Origin of the sequence: Inquilinus sp. 2KB_23, from assembly GCF_052115705.1 — a bacterium.
Taxonomy (GTDB): domain Bacteria; phylum Pseudomonadota; class Alphaproteobacteria; order DSM-16000; family Inquilinaceae; genus Inquilinus; species Inquilinus ginsengisoli_A.
This window is the reverse complement of record NZ_JBFRHF010000006.1, coordinates 38,880-62,969: the sequence shown is the minus strand read 5'-3', so window position 1 is coordinate 62,969 and position 24,090 is coordinate 38,880. Positions and strand designations below refer to the sequence as shown.

The following is a 24,090-nucleotide window of genomic DNA, read 5'->3' as shown; positions in this document are numbered from 1 at the left end:
TATATTGGGTTCATGCGCGCCAACCGCCTGCTGTCGATCCTGCTCCTGCTGCAATCGCGCGGCCGCCTGACCGCGCAGGCGCTGGCGGAGGAGTTCGAGGTGTCGGTGCGGACGGTCTATCGCGACATCGACGAACTCAGCGCCGCCGGCGTCCCGGTCTATGCCGACCGCGGCCCGGGCGGCGGCTTCCAACTGCTCGACGGCTACCGCACCAAGCTGACCGGGATGACGTCGGGCGAGGCCGAGACCCTGCTGCTGGCCGGCCTGCCGGGACCGGCGGCCGAGCTGGGACTGGCCGAGCCGCTGGCGATGGCGCGGCTGAAGCTGCTGGCCGCGGTGCCGGCGGCGGCGGGCGAAGGGGCGGCGCGGGTCGGCGACCGCTTCCATCTCGACCCGGTCGACTGGTATCGCCGCACCGCGCCGCCGCCGCCGCATCTGCAGGTGATCGCCCAGGCGGTGTGGCGGCAGCGGCGCCTGGTCATCCGCTACGAAAGCTGGTCGGCCACGGTGCGGCGGACGGTCGATCCGCTCGGCCTCGTGCTCAAGGCCGCCACCTGGTACCTGATGGCCCGGATCGATCGCGACATCCGCACCTACAAGGTCGCCAAGGTGCTGGACCTCGACATGCTGGAGGAGGGCTTCGATCACCCCGCCGGCTTCGACCTGGCGGCGCATTGGCGCGGCACGCTGCAGCGCTTCGAGCGCGAGCTGCGGCGGGCCGAGGCGGTGCTGCGTGTGTCGCCGGCGGCGCTGCCGGGGCTCGACCGCCTCGGCGCCGATGCGGCGGAGGCGGTGCGGCAGGCGCCGCCGGACGCGGCGGGATGGCGCCAGGCGACGGTGCCGATCGAGGGCATCGACCACGCCGCCGGCCTGCTGCTCGGCTTCGCCGACGGGATCGAGGTGCTGGATCCGCCGGCCCTGCGCCAGGCCCTGGCCGACCGCGCCCGCCGGGTGGCGGCGCTGTATCGCGACGAGGCGGCCGGCTGAGCGTCAGGCGGCGTCGTCCGGCGGCGGCTCCTCGTCGGGGCGTTGCCCGGCCAGAGAGAGGTAGTCGAGCTTGCTGGGCTGGAGATGGTCGACGCAGAGCTGCGCCAGCGCCCAGTTGTCCCGCCCCTTCAGCATCTCGATCATCATCCGGTGGTGGCCGCGCGACACCTCCAGCATCGTCCCGTCGGCCAGGGTCTTGGCCCGGACCGGCAGGCTCAGCCGCATGTAGTGCTCGATCGAGGCGACCAGATAGTCGTTGCCGCAGGCGCTGAACAGGGTCAGGTGGAAGCGGTCGTTGCACTCGTGCACGCCGCGCAGGAAGCCGCGCGCGACATGGCCTTCATATTCCGTCTGGATGTCGAGCAGCCGGGCGATCAGCTCGGCCGGGGCGGGCAGGGGGATGGCCAGCGCCGCCTGGCGCTGCAGCAGCTCGCGCACCGCGTAGATCTGGCGCACCTCGTCCGGCGTCAGCGACCGCACCATGGCGCCCTTGTTGCGCTCGCGGGTGACCACGCCCAGCCGCTCCAGCTGGTACAGCGCCTGGCGGATGAAGTGGCGGGTGACCGGGAAGCGGGCCAGCAGCACATCCTCGACCAGCCGCGTCCCGGGCGGCAGCCGGCCGAAAATGATGTCCTCCTCCAGCGCCCGGACGATCGCGGCCTCCTTGCCGCCATAGGCCATGGTCTCGGTCATTGCGGTGCTAGAGCCGGCTGGCCGCATAGACGGCCTCGACCAGGCGCAGCGTCTCGAGGTTGTCGGCCGGGCCGGTCTCGAACGGCGCGCCGGACTCCAGCCCATCCAGGAAGTGCCCGATCGCGTCGTCATAGGCGGTCTGGTAGGCCTCGGCGAGGTCGTAGGTGATGCTCTCAGGCTGCGCCCCGGCCAGGGCCAGCACCCCGTCGCGCAGCGTGATGGCGCCGGCATCGCCCAGGAACTCCGCCCGGTCGGTCAGCACCGGCCCGTGGCCGTAAGCCGCCAGGTTGCCGGTCAGGATCGCGGTGCCGTCGGCGCTGCGCAGCATCAGCACGGCGCTGTCCTCGCCGTGCAGCTCCGCCGTGCTGCGCCCGATCGCCGAGGCCGCCAGCGTCAGGGGGCCCAGCAGATAGCGCAGCGTGTCGATGTGGTGGATCAGGATCTCCATCACCAGCAGCCGGTCGAGCCCGGCGAAGAAGGGCTGGCGCACCAGTGCAGGCCGCGCCCCGTCCGCGTCGGCGATCATGCCGCTGCTCAGCAGGTCCATCCGCGCCTGCCGCACTTTGCCGATCCGGCCTTCCTCGATCCAGCGCCGGGCCTGGCGGTAATAGGGCCGGAATCGCCAGTTCTCATGCACCATCAGCTTGACGCGGCCGTCGACCGCCCGGACCAGCGCCTCGGCCTCGGCCAGCACCGGGGCCAGCGGCTTCTGGCACAGGACCGGCAGGCCGCGCTCCGCCGCCAGCGTCACCAGCTCGACATGGGTCTCGCGCGGGGCGCAGATGTCGACGGCGTCGAGCGGAACGGTGTCCAGCATGGTCCGCAGATCGGGGAAGTTGCGCTCGATGCCGAAGGCCTCGACCCGGGCGACCCGGCTTTCCCGCGACGGGTCGGCGATCGCCACCACCTGGGCCCGCCGCGCCTGCGCCTGCCAGCCCAGCAGGTGATGGCGGCTGACCCAGCCGGCGCCGACGAGGCCGATCCTGAGGCGCTGGGCAGTCATTCGGAAACCCCGCTTGCGATGTTGGCCGGATGAGAACCCGGCCTCTCGATGATTGTCAATAATCACGGCGGGATTCCGGCGAGCCCGAGCGGAACCCAAGGTAGCTTTGTACGATTATTGACAATCCTTCGCCGCGGGCTAGGGTAGGGCGGCCGCGCGGATCGTCCGCCGGCCATCGGCCTTGGGCCGATATCCAGTCGGAAGGATGCCCCATGGTACAGCGTGGCCTGCGGAAGGGCCTGACCAGCTACGGCGATCCCGGCTTCTCCTTATTCCTGCGCAAGGCCTTCATCAAGGCCATGGGCTATTCCGACGATGCGCTGGACCGGCCGATCATCGGCATCACCGACACCTACAGCGACTTCAACCCGTGCCACGGCAACGTGCCGGCGCTGATCGAGGCGGTGAAGCGCGGGGTGATGCTGGCCGGCGGCATGCCGATGGTGTTCCCCACCATCTCGATCGCCGAATCCTTCGCCTATCCCACCAGCATGTTCCTGCGGAACCTGATGGCGATGGACACGGAGGAGATGATCAAGGCCCAGCCGATGGATTCGGTGGTCCTGATCGGCGGCTGCGACAAGACCTTGCCGGCCCAGATCATGGCGGCGGCCAGCGCCGACCTGCCGGCGATCGTGCTGCCGGTCGGGCCGATGGTGGTGGGCCACCACAAGGGCGAGGTGCTGGGCGCCTGCACCGATTGCCGGCGGCTGTGGGGCCGCCACCGCGCCGGCGAGATCGACGAGGTGGAGATCGAGACGGTGAACGGCCGGCTGGCCCCGTCGGTCGGCACCTGCATGGTGATGGGCACGGCCAGCACCATGGCGATCATGACCGAGGCCATGGGCCTTTCACTTCCGGGAAGTGCGGCGATCCCGGCCACCCATGCCGACCGCATCCGCTGCGCCGAGGCCACCGGCAAGGCGGCGGCGCAGATGGCGGTGACCGGCGGCCCGCGCCCGTCCGAGATCCTGGTGCCGGGCGCCTTCCGCAACGCCATGGTGGCGCTGCAGGCGATCGGCGGGTCGACCAACGGGCTGGTCCATCTCGCCGCCATCGCCGGCCGGGCCGGCCAGCCGCTGGACTATGCCGAATTCGACCGGATCGGCCGCGACACCCCGGTGCTGATCGACCTCAAGCCCTCCGGCGCGCACTACATGGAGCATTTCCACCATGCCGGCGGCGTGCCGCATCTGCTGGCCGAGATCCGCGACCTGCTGGACCTGACCGTGCCGAATGTCGGCGGCGGCACCCTGGGCGACACCCTGCCGGCGCCGGGCGAGTGGCACGACCCGGAGGTGATCCGGCCGCGCAGCAACCCGCTGAAGGCTCAAGGCGCCATGGCGGTGCTGCAGGGCAACCTGTGCCCCCGCGGCGCGGTGATCAAGCAGTCGGCGGCGACGCCGGCCCTGCTGCAGCACATCGGCCGGGCGGTGGTGTTCGAATCGGTCGAGGACATGACGGAACGGGTCGACGACCCCGATCTCGACGTCACGGCCGACGACGTGCTGGTGCTGCGCAGCGCCGGGCCGAAAGGCGCGCCGGGCATGCCGGAGGCCGGCTACCTGCCGATCCCGCGCAAGCTGGCGCAGCAGGGCGTCAAGGACATGGTTCGCCTGTCCGATGCGCGGATGAGCGGCACCGCCTTCGGCACCATCGTGCTGCACATCACCCCGGAATCAGCGGTCGGCGGGCCGCTGGCCCTGGTCCGCACCGGCGACCTGATTCGCCTGGACACCGCCGGCCGGCGCCTCGACCTGCTGGTCGACGACGCCGAGCTGGCCCGCCGTGCCGCCGCGGCACCGCCCCCGCAACCGGCCCCGTCGCGCGGCTATGCCAAGCTGTTCCACGACAGCGTGCTCCAGGCCGATGAAGGCTGCGACTTCGATTTCCTGGTTCCCGACCGGGGCGCGCGATGAGCCGCGCCCCGATTTGCCCGAGAGGACATCTGCCATGCCGAGACTGACCGGCGTCATCGCCGCCGCCGCCACGCCGCTGCGCGACGATCTCACCATCGACCTCGACCGGCTGATCGCGCATTGCCACTGGCTGCTCGTCGAGGGCGGCTGCGACGCCGTCAACCTGCTCGGCACCACCGGCGAGGCCACGTCCTTCTCGGTCGAGCAGCGGCTGGCGGCGATGAAGGCGGTGGCCGAGGCCGGCCTGCCGCTGCACCGCTTCATGGTCGGCACCGGGGCCTCGGCGCTGGAGGATGCGGTGCGGCTGACCGGCACGGCGAAGGCTCTGGGCTTCGCCGGCGCGCTGCTGCTGCCGCCGTTCTACTACAAGGGCATCGATGACGAGAGCCTGGGCGCCTATGTCGACACGGTGATCGGCAAGGTCGGCGCCGACGGGCTGGGCCTCTACCTCTATCACATCCCGCAGAACACCGGCGTGCCCTGGCCGATCGAGGTGGTCGCCCGCCTGGCCGAGCGCCACCCGCAGACCCTGGCCGGGCTGAAGGATTCCTCCGGCGACATCGCCTATTCCACCGACCTGGCCAAGCGGGTGCCGGGCATCGCCGTGTTCCCCAGCTCCGAGGCCACGCTGGGCCTGGCGAAGGCACGTGGCTTCGCCGGCTGCATCTCGGCCACCACCAACGTCACCGGCCCGCTGGCCCGGATCGCGTTCCACCAGGCCGGCAGCCCGGAGGCGGAGGCCGCGGTGGCCGCCGCCGGCGCGCTGCGGGCGGCGCTCAGCAGCGTCACCTTGGTCGCCGCGGTCAAGGACACGCTGGCCGAGATCCATGGCGACGCCGCCTGGCGCCGGCTGCATCCGCCGCTGCGCGCCCTGACCGAGGCCGAGCGGCAGACGCTGCGCGCCGCCCTGGCGAAGACGGAGTATGCGCGGATCCATTCGGTCTGACGCCTCAACGCCACCCAGCCTGACACCGCCGTCCGACCCTCCCATCACCATGGGAGGGTCATTGTTGCGAATCGCATAAGTATCGGCTTATATGATTCCCATGACCGCGACCGCGATCCTCCAGGCCCTGGCCGACCCGACCCGCCGTGCCGTGTTCGAGCGGCTGTCCGATGGCGAGATGAGTGTGTCGGAGCTGAAGTCCGGCTTCGCCGTGTCGCAGCCGGCGATCTCGCAGCATCTCGCCGCCCTGCGCCGCGCCGGACTGGTGGCGGAACGGCGCGAGGGCCGCTTCGCCTATTACCGGGCGGCGCCGGAAGGCCTGGCCCCGCTCGGCGACTGGATCGACCGCTACCGCGCCTTCTGGCCGGAGCGGGTGGCGCGCCTCAAGACCCTGCTCGAGGACATGGACCCATGACCGACCTGAAGGACCGGGCCGACGACATCGTCGTCGACTGTGATCTGGACCACCCGCCGGAGAAGGTGTGGCGGGCGCTGACCGAGCCGAAGCTGCTCGGCGCCTGGCTGCTGCCGAACGACATCCGGGCCGAGGCGGGGCAGCGCTTCACGCTGCGCGACGGGCCGGGTGCGAGGCAGCCGATCGACTGCGAGGTGCTGGCGGCCGAACCGCACCGGCTGCTGCGCTACAGCTGGCGCGGCCGCGACCGCGATGCCGGCGGCAAGCCGCTGGACACGGTGGTGACCTTCACCCTGACCGACACCGCGACCGGCGGCACGCGGCTGCGGGTGGTGCACAGCGGCTTCCGCATCGGCGCCCGCGCGACGGCGCTGTGGACGGGCACGCCGGCGCCGCGGTGCTCCGGCGGCCGACGCCTCCCGATGCGGCCTCGGATCACGGCCTCCGCGGTCGGTGGAGGCCTGCGATGGGCGGCATGACCATGTCCCTGGTGCCGATGGTGGTGGAGCAGTCGGGCCGCGGCGAGCGCGCCTTCGACATCTTCTCGCGCATGCTGCGCGACCGGATCGTGTTCCTGAACGGCCCGATCGACGACAATGTCTCGGCCCTGGTCTGCGCCCAGCTGCTGTTCCTGGAATCGGAGGATCCGCGGCGCGAGATCGCGATGTACATCAACTCGCCCGGCGGGGTGGTCAGCAGCGGGCTCGCGATCTACGACACGATGCAATACATCAAGAGCCCGGTGTCGACCGTGTGCATGGGCTCGGCGGGATCGATGGGGTCCTTCCTGCTGATGGCCGGCGCGCCCGGCCGGCGCATCGCCCTGCCCAACGCCCGGGTGGTGCTGCACCAGCCCTCCGGCGGCTTCCAGGGCCAGGCCTCGGACATCGAGCGCCATGCCGAGGACATCGTGAAGCTCAAGCGCCAGTTGAACCTGCTCTACGCCAAGCATTGCGGCCGCACCTATGACGAGGTCGAGCGCACCCTGGACCGCGACCGCTTCATGACCGCGGAAGAGGCGAAAGCCTGGGGCATCATCGACCATGTGACGGAGCGGCGGGAGGAGGCGGCCTAACCTGCCGCCGCCGCCAGCACCCGGTCGATGAAGGCATCGGCCGCGCCCAGGTGGCGGGCGGGGTCGCGCAGGGCGGGCCAGTCGACCGGGACGTCGGAGGTCTCGGCCAGCAGGTCGAACAGGTGGCGGCCGGTGGCGGTGGCCCGGGTCGCCGCCGCCTTCACCAGCCGCTGCGCCTCCAGCCGCGGCATGTGGGCGGACAGGGCGAAGCTGGCGGCCTCGGCCAGCAGCAGGCCGTGCGACGCTTCCAGCTGCGCCGCCATCCGCACCACGTCGACCTTCAAGCTGCCGGACAGGGCGACGGCATGGTTCAGCGCCGCGCCGGTGGCGACCAGCATCTGCGGCAGGGCCAGCCATTCGATCTGCCAGGCGGCGCCGTCACGCTCGTGCTCGTGCAGCATCGCGTGGTGCAACTGCCCGACCATGCCGGCGTTGAAGCGGGCCAGGGCGACCAGCGCCTCTGGCCCGACCGGGTTCGACTTCTGCGGCATGGTCGACGACCCGCCGCCGGCGCCCGGCCGCACCTCCGCCACCTCGTTCTGGGCCAGCAGGATCAGGTCGCGGCCGATCTTGCCCAAGGTTCCGGTCACCAGCGCCAGCCAGCCGGCGAATTCGGCAATGCCGTCGCGCTGGGCGTGCCACGGCATCGGCGACACGGCGAGGTCCAGGACCTCGGCCAGCGCCGCCTCGACCGCGATGCCGTCCCCGCCCAGCGCACCCAGCGTCCCGCTGGCGCCGCCGAAGGACAGCAGCAGCAGGCGGGGCTTCAACTCACGCAGCCGGTCGCGGTCGCGCAGCAGCGGCGCCAGCCAGCCGGCGACCTTGAGGCCGAAGGAAATCGGCGTCGCCTGCTGCGACCGGGTGCGGCCCGGCATCACCGTGCCGCGATGGGTGTCGGCCAGGCCGGCCAGCGCCGTCACCAGCGCCGCGATCCTGCCGTCGAGGATGTCGATCGCCCGGCGCAGCCGCAGCACCAGGCCGGTGTCGATGATGTCCTGGCTGGTGGCACCCCAATGCACCGCCTGGGCCGCCTCGTCTCCCGCCGACGCCGCCACGGCTTGGCGCAGCGTGGCGACCAGGGCCGGCAGCGGCACGCCGTCCTCCGCCGTGCGCGCGGCCAGCGCCGCCGGGTCGGGGTCGAGCGCGCCGGCCGCCGCGGCGATGGCGCTGGCGGCCCCGGCGCCGATCACGCCGCAGCGCGCCTGCGCCTCGGCCAGCGCCGCCTCGACCTTCAGCATCGTCCGCAGCACCGTCCGGTCGGTGAACAGGGCGGCGGTCTCGGCATCCGATAGCAGCGGGCCGGTCAGGGCGGAATCGAATGGCGAGACGGTCATCGGGGAGCCTCAGAGTCTGCGGCGGACCGCGGATCGCTTTCGCCTTCGGCCCACGGGCCGGGTCCGACGGCCGATGACGCCGCCGGCACGGCTGAAAGTCAAGGCGCCCCGCCGCTATTCGCTGCGGCGGTCGGCCCCCAGCAGCCGGATCGAGCTCGCCTGCGGCCCCATCGGGCCTTCGCCAGTCGCCAGGGTCAGATGCACGATGGTGCCGACCGTCAGCTCGTCGAAGCGGCCATCGACCACGGCGTTGCGGGTGAAATACAGGTTGCCGGCCGCCTTGGCCTCGACGAAGCCGTAGCCCTGTTCCGCGAACACGCGGGTGACGCTGCCGCTCTCCCCAGCCGCCTCATGCGTCTTCACCTCGCCATGCGCGATCCTGGTGGCGTCGTCCAGCTGGCGTTCGACCACGTCGAAGGTGCGGTTGACGATGGTGCCCTGGTCCGCTGCGCTCCTGTGCTCCTCCGCGTCCCTGGCCACGATCATCGGCTTGCCCGGGATCTCGGCCTCGATCGAGATGCCCAGCGGCGGCCGGCTGCCCTGGGCGCTGCGGTGCGGCGCCTCGATCACCACGCGGCAGCCGATCAGGCTGGGATACATCCGGTCCAGCCGGTCCACGCGCTCACGCACGACCGCCTTCATCGCGTCGGACCCGTCGATGTTCTTGAACGAGAGCTGCAAGGGCTTCTGCATGGGGGAACCTCCGTGGCGGTGGGTGCAGCCGCCTTCCGGAGCCGGCGGCTGCATACCCTGGCGAACCGCCCGAGCCGGATGGGAGTTCCCCCTAAACTGCCTCGAGCGCCAGGGCGATGCCCTGGCCGACGCCGATGCACATGGTGGCCAAAGCGCGCTTGCCGCCGGTCAGCTTCAGCTGCAGCGCCGCGGTACCGGCGATGCGGGCGCCGGACATGCCGAGCGGGTGGCCGAGCGCGATGGCGCCGCCATTCGGGTTCACATGCGCCGCATCGTCGGGCAGGCCGAGATCGCGGGTCACCGCCAGCGCTTGGCTGGCGAAGGCCTCGTTCAGCTCGATCACGTCGAAATCGCCGATCGTCAGGCCCAGCCGGGCCATCAGCTTGCGGCTGGCGGGGGAAGGGCCGAAGCCCATGATCCGCGGCGCCACGCCGGCGGCGGCCCCGCCCAGGATGCGGGCGATCGGGGTCAGCCCGTGCCGAGCCGCCGCCGCCTCCGACGCCACGATCAGCGCCGCGGCGCCGTCATTGACGCCGGAGGAATTGCCGGCGGTCACGGTGCCGCCCTTGCGGAACGGCGTCGGCAGGGCGGCCAGCTTGTCCAGCGAGGTCTGGCGCGGATGTTCGTCGCGATCGACCACCACGGCCTCGCCCTTGCGCTGTGGGATGGTGACCGGGACGATCTCGCGCGCCAGCCGGCCGCTGGCCTGGGCGGCCAGCGCCTTCTCCTGGCTGCGCAGGGCGAAGCCGTCCTGGTCGGCGCGGGAGACGCGGAACTCCTCGGCCACGTTCTCGCCGGTTTCCGGCATCGAATCCGTGCCGTACATCTCCTCCATCCGCGGGTTGACGAAGCGCCAGCCGATGGTGGTGTCGTAGACGGCATTGCTGCGGGAGAAGGCGCTCTCGGCCTTCGGCATGACAAACGGAGCGCGCGACATGCTCTCGGCGCCGCCGGCCAGCATCAGCTCGGCCTCGCCGGCCTTGATGGCGCGGGCGGCGATGGTCAAAGCGTCGAGGCCGGAGCCGCACAGGCGGTTCACGGTCGACCCCGGGATCGCCGCCGGCAGCCCGGCCAGCAGCAGCGCCATGCGGGCGATGTTGCGGTTGTCCTCGCCGGCCTGGTTGGCGCAGCCCAGCACGACGTCGTCCACCGCCTCCCAGTCGACCTTGCTGTGGCGCTCCATCAGCGCCTTCAGCGGGATCGCGGCGAGGTCGTCGGGGCGGACGGCGGACAGGGCACCGGCATAGCGGCCGATCGGGGTGCGCAGATAGGCGCAGAGAAAGGCGTCGCGGCTCATGCGGCTTCTCCATGGGCGATGCGCGTGCGTTCCTGCAGGTCGCGCAGCGTCTTCAATTCCAGCGCCGAGGGCGGCGGGGTCTGTTCCAGCGTGTCGGCGAAGCGGACGGTCCAGCCGCAGCTCTCCTGCACCTGCTCGCGGGTCACGCCGGGGTGCAGCGAGACCACGGTGAATTCCTTCGTCGCAGGGTCGAGGCGCCAGACGGCGAGGTCGGTGACCAGCAGGGTCGGGCCCTTGGTGGTGACGCCGTGGCGGGCGCGGTCGTCACCGCCGCTGCCATGGCCGAGCGAGGTGAAGAAGTCGATCTTGTCGACCATGCCGCGCTTGCCCTGCTTCATGGTGATGAAGATCTCGCCGCAGGAGGTCGCGATCTCCGGCGCGCCGCCGCCGCCGGGCAGCCGCACCGTCGGCTTGTGGTAGTCGCCGATCACGGTGGTGTTGATGTTGCCGAAGCGGTCGAGTTGGGCGGCGCCGAGGAAGCCGACCGTGACCCGACCGCCCTGCAGCCAGTAGCGGAACATCTCCGGCACCGACACGGTGGTGACCGCGGTGTCGCACAGCTCGCCGTCGCCGATCGACAGCGGCAGCACCTCCGGCGCGGTGCCGATGGTGCCGGATTCATAGATCAGGGTGATGTCGGGGGCGTGGGTCAGCCGCGCCACGTTACAGGCGGCCGAGGGCGCGCCGATGCCGACGAAGCAGACATCCTCGTTGCGCAAGGCTCGGGCCGCCGCGATCGTCATCATCTCATCAGGGGTGAAGTCAGGCATGGTCAGCCCCTCCCGTTCAGCGCCGCGACCCGGCCGGCGAAGGCGCCGGGACCGCTTTCGAGCACATTGGTCTTCATCCAGGCCAGGAAGCCGTCACGGTCGGTCGCGATCCTGTCCCAGGCCAAATAGAAGGCGTTGTCGCGGGGATAATAGCCATGGGCGTAGGACGGGTGGGCGCCGCCCGGGATCTCGACGATCGAGGTCACGGTCCAGTGCGGCAGCACGCAGGCGTTCGGGTGAACGTCGTCGAAATCCGCGACGATCTCCTCCACCGTCACCACCGACCGCCTAGCCGCCAGCACCGCTTCCTTCTGCACCCCGACGATGCCTTCGATCAGCACGTCGCCGCGGCGGTTCGCCTTCTGGGCGTGGATGAAGGCGACGTCGGGGCGGATCGCCGGCACCGCCGCCAGCGTCTCGCCGGTGAAGGGGCAGGTGATCGACCTGATGTTCGGGTTGACCTCGGCCAGGCCGGCGCCGCGATAGCCGCGAAACACGGCGCAGGGCAGGCCGGCCGCCCCGGCCTCATAGGCATTGGCCATGGCAGCGTGGGAGTGCTCCTCGATCTCGACCGGGTTGGGCCAGCCCTTCTCGATCGCGTCGCGCACGCGGCGCAGCAGGCCGACGCCGGGGTTGCCGGCATAGGAGAAGATCAGCTTCCGGGCCATGCCCATGCCGACCATCTGGTCGTAGACCAGGTCGGGCGTCATCCGCACCAGGGTCAGGTCACGCCGTCCCTGGCGGATCGCCTCATGCGCGGCGGCGTGCGGGATCAGATGGGTGAACCCTTCGAAGGCGGCGGTGTCGCCGTCCCTTAGGTTCTCGGCCACCGCCTCGGCCAGGGTCTGGAATTTGGCCATGAACTCTCTCGGTCAGATGTCGAAGAACACGGTTTCGTCGGCACCCTGCATGCGGATGTCGAAGCGGTAGCGGCCGGGCCCGTCCGGCCGGGCGACCAGGGTGTTACGTCGCGCCTCGGGCACGGCATTCAGCACCGGGTCGCTTGCATTGGCCGCCGCCTCGTCCGGGAAGTAGATCCGGGTGTAGACGTGGACCAGCATGCCGCGCATGAAGACGATGACGCTGAGATGCGGCGCCTCGCCGGCCGCAGCGCTGCCCGGCTTGATGGTGTCGAACACGAAGCGGCGCTCCGGGTCGGTGCCGGTACCGCAGCGGCCGAAGCCGGTGAAGCCGTCATTGGCGGTGCGTTGCGGCCCCGGGAACACGCCCTTGGAATCCGCCTGCCAGATCTCGACCAGCGCGTCCTCGATGGGCTGGCCCTGGCCGTCCAGCACCAGTCCGGCGACGCGGATGCGGTCGCCCGGCACGGCGTCGCCGGCGATGGTGCCGTCGGCGATCTGCGGGAAGTCGTAGCCGTATTGGCGCGGCACCAGCCCATAGGCGAAGAAGGGGCCGACGGTCTGCGACCCGGTCTGGGGAAGCTTGCTCATCGGTGGCCCTCTTCCATCGGCGTCGCCAGGCGTCCGCGCAGGACGATGTCGAACTGATAGCCCAGCGCGAATTCCGGCTCGGTGATGTCGATGTCGAAGCGCGATACCAGGCGCTGCTGCGCCGCGGGGTCGGCGATGCTGTTGAACATCGGGTCCAGCGTGTGCAGCGGGTCGCCCGGGAAGTACATCTGGGTCACCAGCCGGGTGGCGAAGGCCGGGCCGAACACCGAGAAGTGGATGTGCTGCGGCCGCCAGGCATTGGCGTGGTTGCGCCAGGGGTAGGCGCCGGGCTTGATCGTCAGGAAGCGGTAGCGGCCCTCGGCGTCGGTGACGCAGCGGCCGGCGCCCAGGAAGTTCGGGTCCAGCGGCGCATCGTGCTGGTCGACCTTGTGGATGTAGCGGCCGGCGGCATTGGCCTGCCACAGTTCGACCAGCGTGCCGGCGACCGGCCTGGCATCCTCATCCAGCACCCGGCCGGCGACGATGATGCGCTCGCCCAACGGCTCGCCGTTGACGCGGCCGTTGCGGGTCAGGTCGGCCTCTGCGGGCGGGGCGGCCGCCGCGGTGAAGGTCGGCCCCTGATGCTCCGACAGCGCGCCGGACGGCGTTACGCCGGTCAGCGGGATCAGCTTCTGCGACGGCGCCCGCAGCACGGTCGAGCGGTAGCCTTCGAACAGATGGGGCGGATGGATCCGCCAGTCGCGTGGCTGGAAGCTCACTTCGGTTCCTCCCGGGCAACGCCGTCGCGTTCGGCGAAGACCTGCTTGGCGATGGCGAAGGCGGCGTTGGCGGCCGGCACCCCGGCATAGACCGCGACATGCAGCAGCGCCTCGCGGATGTCCTCCGCCGTGGCGCCGGTGTTCGCGGTGGCGCGGATGTGCATCGCCAGCTCGTCGTGATGGCCCAGCGCGGCCAAGAGCGCGATGGTCAGCATCGACCGCTCGCGATGGGTCAGCTGCGGCCGGGTCCACACCCCGCCCCAGGCGCCGTTGGTGATGAACTCCTGGAACGGCGCGTCGAAGGCCGTGGTCCGGGCCTGGGCGCGGTCGACATGGGCGTCGCCCAGCACCTGGCGGCGGACCTTCATGCCCGCGTCGTACGATGTCTCAGCCACGGGGCGCCTCCTCGATGAATCCGCGGATCAGCCGGGCCAGGGTGTCCGGCGCCTCGACGCAGGGGATATGGCCGGCGCCCGGGATGTCCGCGTAGCGCGCGCCGGGGATCAGCGCCGCCAGCGACCGCACCAGCTCCGGCGTCGTCGCGGTGTCCGCGGTGCCGCACAGGCACAAGGCCGGCACCGCCACCGCCTGCGCCACCGCGGTCAAGTCGCCGTCGCGCAACGCGGCGCAGGCGCTGAGATAGCCGTCGGCCGGGGTGCGGCTGAGCATATTTCGGGCGATCGCCACCCGCTCCGGCTGCTCCGCCCGGAAGGCGGCGGAGAACCAGCGCTCCATCGTCGCCTCGGCGATGCTGGCGACGCCGGCGGTGCGGATCGCATCGATGCGGGCCTGCCAGCTCTCGGTGGTGCCGATGCGGTGGGCGGTGTCGCACAGGATCAGGCGGTCGACCAGGTCCGGCCGCAGGTGGCTCAAGGCCAGCGCGATCATGCCGCCGATCGACAGGCCGACGATGGTGGCGCGGCCGATGCCCCTGGCGTCCAGCAGCGCCGCGAGATCGGCGGCGTGGGCGTCGATGCTGTCGCCGCCTTCGCTGGCGGACAGGCCGTGGCCGCGCTTGTCGTAGCGCAGGGTCCGATGGTCGGGGAACTGCGGCACCACCGCATCCCAGATGCGGAAATCGGTGCCGACCGAATTGACGAAGACCAGGGCGGGCGCGTCGCGCGGACCCCTGTCCTCGATGTGCAGCACGATGCCGTTTGCCTTGACCGCGTCCATCCCCGATCCCTGGTCCTGCCTGGGTGTCCTGATGCGACTGTGCTCGGCGGCAACGGTTATGTAAAATGACGAATTGGCCGAGAAACATAACCGGACGAGTATGGCGGAACGCGGCGACAGCGCGGCGGGGATCGAGCGGCGGATCAAGTTCCGGCACCTGCAGTGCTTCCTGGAGGCGGCGCGGCTGCGCAGCGTGGTCGCGGCGGCCGATGCGCTGTCGATCAGCCAGCCCGCGGTGTCCAAGACCCTGCGCGAGCTGGAGGAGGCGCTGGGCGCGCCGCTGTTCGACCGCAGCCGCAAGGGCGTGGTGCTGACCGCCTTCGGCAAGACCTTCCTGCATCATGCCGGCACCAGCGTCACCGCCCTGCGCCAGGGCATCGAAAGCGTGGTGCGGGCCCGCGCGGCGGGGGAGGAGCTGCTGCGCGTCGGGGTGCTGCCGACCGTGGCGGCGCAGATGATGCCGGCGGCGCTGCAGCGCTTCCGCGAAGCCTGCCCTGGCGTGGTGGTGCGGGTGGTCGACGGCCCGAACCAGATGCTGCTGGGCCAGCTGCGCGTCGGCGAGCTCGACCTCGTGCTCGGCCGGCTGGCGGAGCCGGAGCAGATGACCGGCCTGTCCTTCGAGCATCTCTATTCCGAACGCATCGCCTTCGCCGTCCGCCCCGGCCATCCGCTGCTGGACCGACCGTCCCTGGCGATCCGCGACATCGGCGCCTTCCCGGTGATCGCGCCGCCGCCCGGCTCGGTGATCGGGCCGACGGTCGACAAGCTGCTGATCGCCGCCGGGGTCGGGGTGCTGCCCGACCGGATCGAGAGCGTCTCGCCCACCTTCGGCCGCTCCTACACCCGCCGCACCGATGCGGTGTGGATCATCTCGCGCGGCGCGGTGGCGCAGGATGTGGCGGAGGGCGTGCTGGCCGAGCTGGCGATCGACGACGGCGATTCCACCGGCCCGGTCGGCCTGACCATGCGGGCCGAGGTGCCGGCCACCGCCGCGGGCCAGGTGTTCATGGCCATGGTGCGCGACGAGGCCCGGGACATGCGGTCGGCCATGCCGGGCTGAGCCGCCGGCGGGAGGCAGCGTTGCGCGCCAACCGCTTGCCCCACGGGCCGGTTGTGGCCGAAGCTCATCCTGTTTCTCATGATCCCCGCAGGGGCGGGCAGCACTCGACCGGCATCGTCGCCCCAGGGCGGTGGTGCGGGCCGGGCCATGCCGCGTGGCACGAGACCGGACCGAATGTCCTTCATCAAGACGACGAGCGCCGACGCCGCGACCGGCGCCACGGCGGCCAGGCCGGCCCGCCGGGCGACGCCGGAGCCAGGCTTCGTCGAGTTCGTCGGCCTGATCGCCTTCATGATGGCGCTGATCTCGCTGTCGATCGACAACCTGCTGCCGGCCTTCGGCGCCATCCAGGCCGATCTCGGCATCGCCGACCCCAACGCGCTGCAGTATGTCCTGACCGCCTACATGGCCGGCTTCGGCGTGATGCAGCTGGTCTACGGCCCGGTCTCCGACGTCATCGGCCGGCGGCCGACGCTGATGATCGGCCTGTCGGTCTACTGCGTCGGCAGCGTGCTGGCCATCGCCGCCCACGGCTTCGAATGGCTGCTGGTCGCCCGCGCCGTGCAGGGCATGGGCGCCGCCGCCGCCCGCGTCCTGACCGTCACCATCGTCCGCGACCGCTTCTCCGGCCGCGAGATGGCGCGGGTGATGTCGCTGACCATGATGGTCTTCATCATCGTCCCGATCTTCGCCCCGGCGATCGGCCAGATGTTCCTGTTCGTGGGCAGCTGGCACATGATCTTCGTCAGCATGCTCGGCCTCGCTTTGGTCCAGATCGTCTGGTTCAACCGCCGGATGCCGGAGACGCTGCACCCGGAATACCGCCGGCCCTTCTCGGTCGCCCGCATCCGCGACGGCGTGCGCACCTGCGTCACCACCCGGGTGTCGATCGGCTACGCCACCGCCATGGGGCTGATGATGGGATCGCTGATGGGCTATCTCGGCTCGTCCCAGGCGATCTTCGAGGTCGACGTCTACGCCCTCGGCCCGATGTTCCCGATGGCCTTCGGGCTGATCGCGATGGTGATGGGCTTCGCCTCCTTCCTCAACTCCCGGCTGGTGCGCCGGCTCGGCATGCGGCGGATGTCGCACACCGGGATCTGCGGCTTCGTCGCGGTCGGCGCGGTCCAGCTGGCGATCGCCTTCGCCTTCGGCGGCAAGCCGCCGCTGTTCCTGTTCGGCGTGGTGCTGGCCGCCAACATGTTCCTGTTCAGCCTGACCGTGCCGAACTTCAACGCCATGGCGATGGAGCCCTTGGGCGCCATCGCCGGCACCGCGTCCTCGGTGATCGGCAGCTACACCACCATCGCCAGCGCGGCCCTCGGCGCCCTGGTCGGCCAGGCCTTCGACGGCACGGTGGTGCCGCTGGGCTTCGGCTATTTCGGGCTCGGCGCCTGCGCCCTCTTGGTGGTGCTGTGGACCGAGCGCTTCCGGCTGTTCGTGCCGCACCACCCCGACCCTGTTCGTTGAACCCAGGAGAGCCCGCATGCGCCAGCAGACCTCGTTCCTGTTCGACCTCGACGGCACGCTGGTCGACAGCGTCTACTACCATGTGCTGGCCTGGCGCGAGGCGCTGGACGCCGAGGGCATCGACCTGTCGGTGTGGCGCATCCACCGCAAGATCGGGATGAGCGGCGGGCTGTTCACCAACATGCTGCTGCGCGAGACCGGCCTGGACATCAGCGAGGAGCGGGTGGAGCGGCTGCGCCGGCTGCACGCCGCGGCCTACCTGAAGCATGCCGAGAAGAGCGTGCCGCTGCCCGGCGCGCGCGAGCTGCTGGCCTGGCTGACCGAATCCGGCATCCCCTGGGCGATCGCCACCAGCGGCCGGATGGAGACGGCGCGGCCGGTGCTGGAGAACCTGGGCGTCGACTTCGACAAGGTGCCGGTGATCACCCGCGACCTGGTGAAATACGCCAAGCCCGACCCCGACCTGTTCCTGGCCGCGGCCGAGAAGCTGGAGGTGCCGATCGAGCGCGCCCATGTCGTCGGCGACAGCGTGTGGGACATGCTGGCGGCGCAGCGGGCGCGGGCGCTCGGCATCGGCTTCCTCTCCGGCGGCTACGGCCAGGACGAGCTGGAGCGCAGCGGCGCCTACCGGGTGTTCGAGGATCCGGCGGACATGCTGCTGCATATCGACGAGGTCGGCGGAAGACGCTGAGACCATTCGGAAACGCGCCGGCGCGGCCGTCTGACGGCGGTGTCTGCGCTTCCGGTGCTCGACGAGCACCATGTCCGCTGCGCGCCGGGTCTCGACACCACCACCAGCCGGCTCACACCAGCGCATTCCCGGACGGTCTCCAATGTGAGTCCCCCCTCCCCCCGCGGGAGGGGGGAGGGGGTTGGCGCAGCCAGGGCCGGCACTCCCCAGGGACCGACTCCGCCATCGGCGCGCGGACGCGCGCAGACCCCTCCCCCTAACCCCCTCCCSCAAGGGGAGGGGGGACAAGGAGGGGGCTGCCGGTCGAGCGGATGGACGGCGAACGGTTGGAATGAGCGCGAGCACACCGCCAACTCAGCTGCTGTCCGGCGGCTTCCGGGCCGGGCGGCCGGTGCCGCCCCGGCCGGCGGCGGGCTCGGGCGCTTCGGGGGGCGGGTCGGTCAGTGCTTCGGGCAGGGGCTCATCCAGAGGCCCGGCCGCCTCGTCCTCGGCGAAGGCGTCCTCCCAGCGCTGCGGCAGGCGGCCCGGCGTGCGGCCGAGCCGGCGGCAGATGCGCAGCACGATCTCATCGATCGGCAGGGTGTCGAGCTCGACATCCGGCACCTCGGTCTCGGTCAGGCTTTCCCGCGGCGCGGYCGGGCTGCCGGCATCTTTGGCCCCGGCGGCCCCGGCCGGCCGCTCGGGCCCCAGCGCCTCGGCCACGGCGCGGGCCACCTGCGCCCGACGCCTCTGCCGGCGCGCCTGCACCGCCGCGGCGGCGGTCTCCGCCTCGGCCTTGCGGGCGCGGTAGGCCTCGCGGATGCGCTCGGTCATGGCGATGGACAGGCGCACGGCGCGGGCGACACGGGCCTGCATCAGCGCGAAATCGGGCGGCGGCGGCACGATGGGCGTCGCCATCTGCTGCGTCTCGATCCGGCGGGCGGTGCGCATGCCGATATCGACCAGCTCGCGCAGCTTGCCCAGCGCCCACACCGTCCACTCCCGGTCGGGATCGACCGGCTGGGTCTCGTCAGGGGCGGCGTCGGTGGGCGCGTTGTCCATGGAACATATCATGAACATGTTAAACCGCTTGCGCAATGTACATTGTGTTTACGGATGGGCGCCGCCCCCATCGTCATTGCGAGCGCAGCGAATCCATCCATCGGGCCGCGCATACCGGCGCCATGGATTGCTTCGTCGGCTTCGCCTCCTCGCAATGACGAAGAAGGGGCAGGGGGCGGCTCCGGCCCATCCGCCCCATCCCCCGCACCAACTTTTTTCACACCCCCTGTCGGGACCGGCCGGCCCCCGTCGTCCTTGGGGCATCGACGCCATCGGCTTCGCCCCAAGGGAGATCGACATGCTGAAATCGACGCTCGTCCTGGTCGCCGCCACGGCCCTGCTGGCCGCGGCCGCCCCGGCCTCGGCCCAGACCGCCCCCGTCCAGCCCGCGGCCCAGCCCCCGGCTGCGCTGAAGGCGGAGAAGACCGGGCAGGTCCGGGCCGGCGGCATCGACTACCACTACGCGGTCTACGGGCAGGGCGAACCGCTGCTGCTGCTGCATGGCGGCCTGGGCTCCACCGACATGTTCCAGCCGGTGCTGCCGGTGCTGGCGGCGCACCGCCAGGTGATCGGCGTCGACCTGCAGGGCCATGGCCGCACCCCGCTGGGCGACCGGCCGATGAGCCTGCCGGCGATGGGCGACGACATGGCGGCGGTGCTGGACGCGCTGGGCGTGCAGCAGGCCGACGTGCTGGGCTATTCGATGGGCGGCGGCGTCGCCTTCCAGCTGGCGCTGCAGCACCCCGACCGGGTGCGCCGCCTGGCCCTGGTCTCGGCCGGCTACGCCCAGGACGGCTTCTATGCCGAGATGCTGCCGCAGCAGGCCGCGGTCGGCGCCGGCATCGCCGACATGCTGAAGGACACGCCGATGTACCAATCCTATGTCGCGGTGGCGCCGAACCCGGGCGACTTCCCGCGCCTGCTGGACGCCATGGGCGCGATGATGCGCCAGCCCTTCGACTGGTCGGCGGATGTGCCGAAGCTGGCCGGGCCGGTGATGCTGGTGTTCGGCGACAGCGACATGGTCCGGCCCGAGCACATCGTGAAATTCTACCAGCTGCTGGGCGGCGGCCTGCGCGACGCCGGCTGGCAGCGCGAGCACATGGCGCAGAACCGCCTCGCCATCCTGCCGGGCCTGACCCATTACGACATCTTCCTGTCGCCGCGCCTGACCGAGACGGTGCTGCCCTTCCTGGATGGCAGCGCGGAGACGGCGGATTGGGGCGGGGAGGGGAAGTGAGGGAAGGGAAGTCGAGAGCTATGTCAGGACCGGCCGCGAGAGCGGCCGCCTGCAGGCGTTCCGATTTTTGTGCCTCCACTGCGCGCTGGCAGTCATCCGTCGGAGCCCACGTGTCTCCGGTGGTATAATCTAAAGTAAAATGGAATCATAAATCTGCGGTTAATCCTTTGGTCCTGCCTACATCAATATTGATGTTATAATTAGGAAATATTTCTAAAATAAAAATACTAATAAAAATCATTTTTCTTCGTACATACATTCCGCTATTATAGTAGATATGGAATTTACCGTATCAGACAAAATCTTTTCTCCTTCAATTTTTTCCGCGAATCTTTCTTTGAGACCATCCGGGACGCCGCGAAGATAGAACCAGCTTGTTCGGTCATCTGGAATATTAAGCAGATCGATACAACGATCCTGGCTCAATTTATTCCAATATTCAGCATGTATCTTCTTTCTCCATGCCGATATTTCTTGGCCTGTGGAGCTCGCGCTGCTGACTGACTTTGTCAGTGCGAGGCAAATTTCTTTAGATTTTTCGACTGGGAACAAAAACTCTGAGGTAAAAAATGCAGATTCCTCTGGGATCCCTGTTTCGGAGAGAAAACTCTTGAAAGGATCGGTCATAGGGAGGACCCAGACCGATACTTCCTGAGTCAGACGAAATGGGGAACTTCCGGAACCTTCTCGGCAAAGATCCCGATAAGCGCTTCGGCCAGATCTATCGTTGTCAAATAAGAAAAAAGAAGGATTATTCCCAATTTTGCCGCCGTATTTCGAGAGAGACTTCAATAATTCTGAGGCAGATTTTGGCGTTCCACCCAGTACATGAATATCTATTTGATCGATATCTAGACCGATACGATTAAGGGCAGATGAGAAAATGCGCTTATCGTGTTTACCTTCGACAAATAAAGTCGGCTTTGAAGATTTATTGATATCACTATGTAATTTTCCGATATCATTTTTCAGCTCTTCGTTTTTCTGTTGCAGTTCAGATAATCTTCTGATCACAAATGGGAGTTGCAGAAGGCCTGCAACATCCATTGCTTTCTCTGCTTCGTCGATATCATCGATTGAGGAGGCTGCATCTAGAGGCATCATTGATCCGGATATCGGATCCGGTTTTTGCTTTGTTATAAAGAATCTTTTGACGTTTGATTTTTTACTAAGCGAATTTGCGAGATAAAAAGCCGGAGAGTGGCTTGTTATAAAAATTTGAGTGTCCGATCTGTCAGAGAATTCAACAAATCTTCTAGCCTCTGCTTCGGCCGCCCCAAGATCTAAGGAATTTTCAGGTTCTTCAAATCCCCAAATAAAAAATTTCTTAGAGGTTTCATTCTGATTTATAAACCTGAGAAGCTCAGGAAGGTGCCTTGCCTTTATTCCATCGCCCTTTTGCCTTAGAAGTGAGTGACCTTCCTCACCGTGTGCAAAATCAAGTGTGCGGAACAATCGCCTCATCTCGGCAGGAGCGGCCAGACGGGCTGGGCTTCCAAAAAGTGTAGTTAATTGTCCAGACAATTGGGTTGTCTGAGTTTGTATTGCTTCAACGAATCTTTTAGTAGCGTTTTGTAAGCTCTGTGTTTCTGAGGCTGCCCCATACATACGTTCGATTAGATCTGCATATACCTCAAGATCTTTGACAGCCGGTATGTAAGTAAAGTCTATTTGGTTCCTAAATTTCGTCAATTGAGCAGTCTGCCCGCGCGTTAGTTTATGAGGCCATATCGATTCCGTGGCATCTCCATCTCGATTCCACTGTCTTTTGATTGTTACTTCTTGGCCAAGAGATTTTCTAAAATTTTCTGGAACATTGAAGGTTATCTTGATCCAAATAAATTGCCGACCTTTAACTTTCTGAGCTTCTTGTCGCCGAGTATCAGACATATCAAGTTCGAAACTTAGATCGTGCGATGGTTCAATTTTGCTTTTAAAAAAGAGATTGAGCGCGCGCAGTAAATTAGATTTGCCGCTATCATTTCTGCCAAAAACGATATTGATGTTGCCAACATCGTTAAGCGTTGCGCTGTAAAGAGATCTTAGATAGTTTATTTCTATTTTCTTAATGAGGTTCATGATATCTGCCCTAATTTTACCCGATAAGCCTAAGCTTTTGCTCTCTAAAATCTGGCTTATCCGCTAATTCGCTATGCCATTTTTGCCGGCACAATAGTTTGCATCCAACAAAAATCCGTAAAGCCACGAGCCTATTATCGTCGGGTGCGGCATGTTTGCAACCCGCTTATCGTTCTTGTTTAATTCCAATCGCTTAGGGATGAATGCGATTGTCACCTTGCTCTAGATGTGGCCGCGGTATTGGTTTTGTGCCGGCTCAGTTGGGTTGCTTCGATAATTGGCTGGCGGAATGGGTGACAATTCACCTGAGCGCGCCCAACGCAATTTGACAACCCGCCGCCACCCTCGCTAGCATCGTTTGTATACGAATGATAGCCGGCGGGGAGCGTTTCATGTCTTTCACACTAGATCGGCGTTGGTTCGGCGCGCTGCTAGGGGCCAGCGTCGCGGCCGAAACCATAGGGCTGCCGCTGGGCCGGGCGCAGACCTAACCAACCCACCCCTACAGCACGAAATCCCCCGCCACCAGGGCCACCGCGCCGGTCAGATTGATCTGAAAGTCCGCGACATGGTCGCCGTTCACGTCGCCGAGGATCACCGTGGTGCCGCCGGAGACCGCGGCCCGCAGCTGCCCGGCCACGCCGGTGAAGGCGGCGGCGCCGATGAAGCTGAAGGCCTGGTTGCCGGCCAGGGTGGTGCTGGCGTCGATCGACACCAGGTCGATGCGGTCGCCCTGGGCGTGGCTGAAATCGGTGATCCGGTCGGCGCCCGCGCCGGGCAGGCTGTGGCCGACGCTGCCGTAGACGAAGCGGTCGGCCCCGGCGCCGCCGACCAGCGTGTCGGCGCCGCCCATCCCGATCAGCACGTCGTTGCCGGCATTGCCGACCAGCCCGTTGGCGCCGCCCGAGCCCTGCAGCGCGTCGCCGCCGGACCCGCCATAGACGTTCTCGATCGAGATCAGCACGTCGCCCTGGGCGGTGCCGCCGACGCCGCTGCCCCTGCCGCTGCCGTCGCCGGTGTCCAGCTTGACCACCACCCCGACGGCGTTCTCGCTGTAGAGCGCGGTGTCGGTGCCGTCGGCGCCGTCGAGCCGGTCGGTGCCGGCGCCACCCCGCAGCACGTCGTTGCCGAGCTCCCCGTAGAGGTAGTCGGCGCCGTCGCCGCCGTCGAGCCGGTCGTCGCCGTCGCGTCCGGACAGGCGGTCCGCGTCGGCCCCGCCAAAGAGCTGGTCGTTGCCGTCGCCGCCGTCGAGCTTGTCCACCCCGGCATCGCCGAAGACGCGGTCGGCCCCGCCGCCGCCGTAGAGCTGGTCGTTGCCCAGGCCGCCGGAGATCAGGTCGTCCGCGGCGCTGCCGGTGATCTGGTCGTCGCCCTGGTCGCCCTGGGCCGTCCTGGCGGCACCGAGCGTGATGAGATCGGCGCCCAGCCCGCCGAGGATGGTCTCGCCGGCCACGCCGGTATAGGTGTCCGGGTTGGCGCTCAGCTCAGTGTTGGGGTCGGGGAGGGTGGTCACGAACACGCTGTATTGGCCGGGCTCGCCCTGGTACAGGCGCGCCTCGATGTAGTAGACGCCGCCGGCGGTCGCCGTGTACTGCAGGTACGAGTTCAGATTGGCGCCGCTGTCGTCATCCTGCGCCAGAACGGTTCCGTTCGCCTGCAGCAGGGCGATCGTGCTGTCGTCGGTGGGGCCGACACCATGGGCATAGAACCGGTAGGTGGTCCCCGCCGCCAGCGTGACCCGGATCCAGTCCCTGTCGCCGATGGTCTCGATCTCGCCCGAGAAGCTGCCGCCGGTGGCGTCGCCCTCGATCACGGCGGTGGTGGCGGTGGTGTTCGGAATGTCGACCATGGCGCAGCCTTCCTGGCGGGGTTTCCGTGAGGGAGCCTAGGGATTTCGGCGATGCCCCGCATCCGCCGTTCGGCGGATGCCGCGGCCGGGGCGGGGTGATAGGCTGCCGGGTTTCTCCGCGGCCGCCGCACCCACCCGGCATCATCCAAATGGATGACGCGCGGGTGCTGCGGGTCTGCCAA

24 protein-coding genes are annotated in these 24,090 nt (G+C 68.4%); 10 read left to right on the top strand and 14 right to left on the bottom strand.

The features are described 5' to 3' along the window. Positions 1-12 precede the first annotated feature (12 nt). On the top strand, positions 13-987 hold the full coding sequence (locus tag AB4112_RS09515; protein ID WP_441718947.1) for a helix-turn-helix transcriptional regulator: 975 nt from the start codon (positions 13-15) through the stop codon (positions 985-987). A 3-nt stretch (positions 988-990) separates the two neighbouring features. On the opposite strand, the gene AB4112_RS09510 is transcribed toward AB4112_RS09515, so the two are convergent. After that, positions 991-1,680, bottom strand: a complete 690-nt coding sequence (locus AB4112_RS09510) for a GntR family transcriptional regulator (RefSeq protein ID WP_441718944.1) — start codon at positions 1,678-1,680, stop codon at positions 991-993. A 7-nt stretch (positions 1,681-1,687) separates the two neighbouring features. Continuing rightward, complete coding sequence (locus tag AB4112_RS09505; protein ID WP_441718941.1) at positions 1,688-2,683, bottom strand: Gfo/Idh/MocA family protein; 996 nt, start codon at positions 2,681-2,683, stop codon at positions 1,688-1,690. A gap of 212 nt (positions 2,684-2,895) precedes the next feature. On the opposite strand from AB4112_RS09505, the gene AB4112_RS09500 reads away from it, so the two are divergent. The 5 genes from AB4112_RS09500 to AB4112_RS09480 all read left to right on the top strand — a co-directional run bounded on the left by AB4112_RS09500 (position 2,896) and on the right by AB4112_RS09480 (position 7,038). Continuing rightward, positions 2,896-4,602: an IlvD/Edd family dehydratase gene (locus tag AB4112_RS09500; protein ID WP_441718938.1), complete on the top strand. Its 1,707-nt coding sequence runs from the start codon at positions 2,896-2,898 to the stop codon at positions 4,600-4,602. A 34-nt stretch (positions 4,603-4,636) separates the two neighbouring features. Beyond that, entirely contained in the window at positions 4,637-5,548 is a 912-nt protein-coding gene (locus AB4112_RS09495) for a dihydrodipicolinate synthase family protein (protein ID WP_441718935.1), read from the top strand. Positions 5,549-5,648: 100 nt separating this feature from the next. Then, positions 5,649-5,963: an ArsR/SmtB family transcription factor gene (locus AB4112_RS09490; RefSeq protein WP_309800205.1), complete on the top strand. Its 315-nt coding sequence runs from the start codon at positions 5,649-5,651 to the stop codon at positions 5,961-5,963. Then, positions 5,960-6,442, top strand: coding sequence for an SRPBCC family protein (locus AB4112_RS09485; protein WP_441718931.1), 483 nt, complete (start codon positions 5,960-5,962; stop codon positions 6,440-6,442). Before AB4112_RS09490 ends, AB4112_RS09485 begins: the two co-directional genes overlap by 4 nt. Beyond that, on the top strand, positions 6,430-7,038 hold the full coding sequence (locus tag AB4112_RS09480) for an ATP-dependent Clp protease proteolytic subunit (RefSeq protein ID WP_441718928.1): 609 nt from the start codon (positions 6,430-6,432) through the stop codon (positions 7,036-7,038). The genes AB4112_RS09485 and AB4112_RS09480 overlap by 13 nt, the downstream gene beginning before the upstream one ends. Here AB4112_RS09480 and AB4112_RS09475 read toward each other — a convergent pair. The 9 genes from AB4112_RS09475 to pcaD all read right to left on the bottom strand — a co-directional run bounded on the left by AB4112_RS09475 (position 7,035) and on the right by pcaD (position 14,478). After that, complete coding sequence (locus AB4112_RS09475) at positions 7,035-8,372, bottom strand: 3-carboxy-cis,cis-muconate cycloisomerase (protein ID WP_441718925.1); 1,338 nt, start codon at positions 8,370-8,372, stop codon at positions 7,035-7,037. The two genes, AB4112_RS09480 and AB4112_RS09475, sit on opposite strands and share 4 nt — an antisense overlap. Before the next feature lie 114 nt (positions 8,373-8,486). Continuing rightward, positions 8,487-9,065: an HPF/RaiA family ribosome-associated protein gene (locus AB4112_RS09470; RefSeq protein ID WP_441718923.1), complete on the bottom strand. Its 579-nt coding sequence runs from the start codon at positions 9,063-9,065 to the stop codon at positions 8,487-8,489. A gap of 91 nt (positions 9,066-9,156) precedes the next feature. After that, on the bottom strand, positions 9,157-10,362 hold the full coding sequence (gene pcaF / locus AB4112_RS09465; RefSeq protein WP_441718920.1) for a 3-oxoadipyl-CoA thiolase: 1,206 nt from the start codon (positions 10,360-10,362) through the stop codon (positions 9,157-9,159). Further along, on the bottom strand, positions 10,359-11,132 hold the full coding sequence (locus AB4112_RS09460) for a CoA-transferase subunit beta (protein WP_309800215.1): 774 nt from the start codon (positions 11,130-11,132) through the stop codon (positions 10,359-10,361). Before AB4112_RS09460 ends, pcaF begins: the two co-directional genes overlap by 4 nt. Before the next feature lie 2 nt (positions 11,133-11,134). After that, positions 11,135-11,992 (bottom strand): CoA transferase subunit A, encoded by an 858-nt coding sequence (locus tag AB4112_RS09455; protein WP_441718917.1) that lies wholly within the window; start codon positions 11,990-11,992, stop codon positions 11,135-11,137. A gap of 12 nt (positions 11,993-12,004) precedes the next feature. After that, the gene (gene pcaG, locus AB4112_RS09450; RefSeq protein WP_441718914.1) at positions 12,005-12,583 is read right to left on the bottom strand and encodes a protocatechuate 3,4-dioxygenase subunit alpha; all 579 of its coding nucleotides are present in this window, start codon (positions 12,581-12,583) and stop codon (positions 12,005-12,007) included. Continuing rightward, positions 12,580-13,302, bottom strand: a complete 723-nt coding sequence (gene pcaH, locus AB4112_RS09445) for a protocatechuate 3,4-dioxygenase subunit beta (RefSeq protein ID WP_441718911.1) — start codon at positions 13,300-13,302, stop codon at positions 12,580-12,582. Before pcaH ends, pcaG begins: the two co-directional genes overlap by 4 nt. Continuing rightward, entirely contained in the window at positions 13,299-13,697 is a 399-nt protein-coding gene (gene pcaC / locus AB4112_RS09440) for a 4-carboxymuconolactone decarboxylase (protein ID WP_441718908.1), read from the bottom strand. The genes pcaH and pcaC overlap by 4 nt, the downstream gene beginning before the upstream one ends. Beyond that, positions 13,690-14,478: a 3-oxoadipate enol-lactonase gene (gene pcaD, locus AB4112_RS09435; RefSeq protein WP_309800226.1), complete on the bottom strand. Its 789-nt coding sequence runs from the start codon at positions 14,476-14,478 to the stop codon at positions 13,690-13,692. Before pcaD ends, pcaC begins: the two co-directional genes overlap by 8 nt. Before the next feature lie 100 nt (positions 14,479-14,578). Between pcaD and pcaQ the strand changes: the two genes are divergently transcribed. From pcaQ to AB4112_RS09420, 3 genes are all read left to right on the top strand, one after another. Continuing rightward, positions 14,579-15,538: a pca operon transcription factor PcaQ gene (pcaQ, locus tag AB4112_RS09430; RefSeq protein WP_441718905.1), complete on the top strand. Its 960-nt coding sequence runs from the start codon at positions 14,579-14,581 to the stop codon at positions 15,536-15,538. Positions 15,539-15,712: 174 nt separating this feature from the next. Further along, the gene (locus AB4112_RS09425; protein WP_441718903.1) at positions 15,713-17,008 is read left to right on the top strand and encodes a multidrug effflux MFS transporter; all 1,296 of its coding nucleotides are present in this window, start codon (positions 15,713-15,715) and stop codon (positions 17,006-17,008) included. 16 nt (positions 17,009-17,024) lie between these two features. Continuing rightward, a complete protein-coding gene (locus AB4112_RS09420) occupies positions 17,025-17,699 on the top strand; it encodes an HAD family hydrolase (protein WP_309800231.1) in 675 nt (224 codons plus the stop codon). 354 nt (positions 17,700-18,053) lie between these two features. Here the strand turns inward: AB4112_RS09420 and AB4112_RS09415 are convergent, their stop codons facing one another. Then, positions 18,054-18,740 (bottom strand): hypothetical protein, encoded by a 687-nt coding sequence (locus tag AB4112_RS09415; RefSeq protein ID WP_441718900.1) that lies wholly within the window; start codon positions 18,738-18,740, stop codon positions 18,054-18,056. A 298-nt stretch (positions 18,741-19,038) separates the two neighbouring features. Here AB4112_RS09415 and AB4112_RS09410 point away from each other — a divergent pair, with 298 nt between their 5' ends. Further along, the gene (locus tag AB4112_RS09410; protein WP_441718897.1) at positions 19,039-19,980 is read left to right on the top strand and encodes an alpha/beta fold hydrolase; all 942 of its coding nucleotides are present in this window, start codon (positions 19,039-19,041) and stop codon (positions 19,978-19,980) included. Positions 19,981-20,217: 237 nt separating this feature from the next. On the opposite strand, the gene AB4112_RS09405 is transcribed toward AB4112_RS09410, so the two are convergent. Together AB4112_RS09405 and AB4112_RS09400 are read right to left on the bottom strand one after the other, a co-directional pair. Continuing rightward, entirely contained in the window at positions 20,218-22,059 is a 1,842-nt protein-coding gene (locus AB4112_RS09405; protein WP_441718894.1) for an ATP-dependent nuclease, read from the bottom strand. 502 nt (positions 22,060-22,561) lie between these two features. Continuing rightward, positions 22,562-23,908, bottom strand: a complete 1,347-nt coding sequence (locus AB4112_RS09400; RefSeq protein ID WP_441718891.1) for a calcium-binding protein — start codon at positions 23,906-23,908, stop codon at positions 22,562-22,564. Positions 23,909-24,090 lie beyond the last annotated feature (182 nt).

Bases quoted from the DNA above. Each gene is read 5' to 3' on its own strand.
- AB4112_RS09400 (WP_441718891.1), bottom strand. From the start codon at position 23,908: ATGGTCGACATTCCGAACACCACCGCCACCACCGCCGTGATCGAGGGC.
- AB4112_RS09405 (WP_441718894.1), bottom strand. From the start codon at position 22,059: ATGAACCTCATTAAGAAAATAGAAATAAACTATCTAAGATCTCTTTAC.
- AB4112_RS09510 (WP_441718944.1), bottom strand. From the start codon at position 1,680: ATGACCGAGACCATGGCCTATGGCGGCAAGGAGGCCGCGATCGTCCGG.
- AB4112_RS09495 (WP_441718935.1), top strand. From the start codon at position 4,637: ATGCCGAGACTGACCGGCGTCATCGCCGCCGCCGCCACGCCGCTGCGC.
- AB4112_RS09420 (WP_309800231.1), top strand. From the start codon at position 17,025: ATGCGCCAGCAGACCTCGTTCCTGTTCGACCTCGACGGCACGCTGGTC.
- pcaD (WP_309800226.1), bottom strand. From the start codon at position 14,478: ATGGACGCGGTCAAGGCAAACGGCATCGTGCTGCACATCGAGGACAGG.
- AB4112_RS09410 (WP_441718897.1), top strand. From the start codon at position 19,039: ATGCTGAAATCGACGCTCGTCCTGGTCGCCGCCACGGCCCTGCTGGCC.
- AB4112_RS09505 (WP_441718941.1), bottom strand. From the start codon at position 2,683: ATGACTGCCCAGCGCCTCAGGATCGGCCTCGTCGGCGCCGGCTGGGTC.
- AB4112_RS09425 (WP_441718903.1), top strand. From the start codon at position 15,713: ATGTCCTTCATCAAGACGACGAGCGCCGACGCCGCGACCGGCGCCACG.
- AB4112_RS09515 (WP_441718947.1), top strand. From the start codon at position 13: ATGCGCGCCAACCGCCTGCTGTCGATCCTGCTCCTGCTGCAATCGCGC.
- pcaG (WP_441718914.1), bottom strand. From the start codon at position 12,583: ATGAGCAAGCTTCCCCAGACCGGGTCGCAGACCGTCGGCCCCTTCTTC.
- AB4112_RS09480 (WP_441718928.1), top strand. From the start codon at position 6,430: ATGGGCGGCATGACCATGTCCCTGGTGCCGATGGTGGTGGAGCAGTCG.
- AB4112_RS09485 (WP_441718931.1), top strand. From the start codon at position 5,960: ATGACCGACCTGAAGGACCGGGCCGACGACATCGTCGTCGACTGTGAT.
- pcaQ (WP_441718905.1), top strand. From the start codon at position 14,579: ATGGCGGAACGCGGCGACAGCGCGGCGGGGATCGAGCGGCGGATCAAG.
- AB4112_RS09490 (WP_309800205.1), top strand. From the start codon at position 5,649: ATGACCGCGACCGCGATCCTCCAGGCCCTGGCCGACCCGACCCGCCGT.
- AB4112_RS09460 (WP_309800215.1), bottom strand. From the start codon at position 11,132: ATGCCTGACTTCACCCCTGATGAGATGATGACGATCGCGGCGGCCCGA.
- pcaF (WP_441718920.1), bottom strand. From the start codon at position 10,362: ATGAGCCGCGACGCCTTTCTCTGCGCCTATCTGCGCACCCCGATCGGC.
- AB4112_RS09500 (WP_441718938.1), top strand. From the start codon at position 2,896: ATGGTACAGCGTGGCCTGCGGAAGGGCCTGACCAGCTACGGCGATCCC.
- AB4112_RS09455 (WP_441718917.1), bottom strand. From the start codon at position 11,992: ATGGCCAAATTCCAGACCCTGGCCGAGGCGGTGGCCGAGAACCTAAGG.
- AB4112_RS09475 (WP_441718925.1), bottom strand. From the start codon at position 8,372: ATGACCGTCTCGCCATTCGATTCCGCCCTGACCGGCCCGCTGCTATCG.
- AB4112_RS09470 (WP_441718923.1), bottom strand. From the start codon at position 9,065: ATGCAGAAGCCCTTGCAGCTCTCGTTCAAGAACATCGACGGGTCCGAC.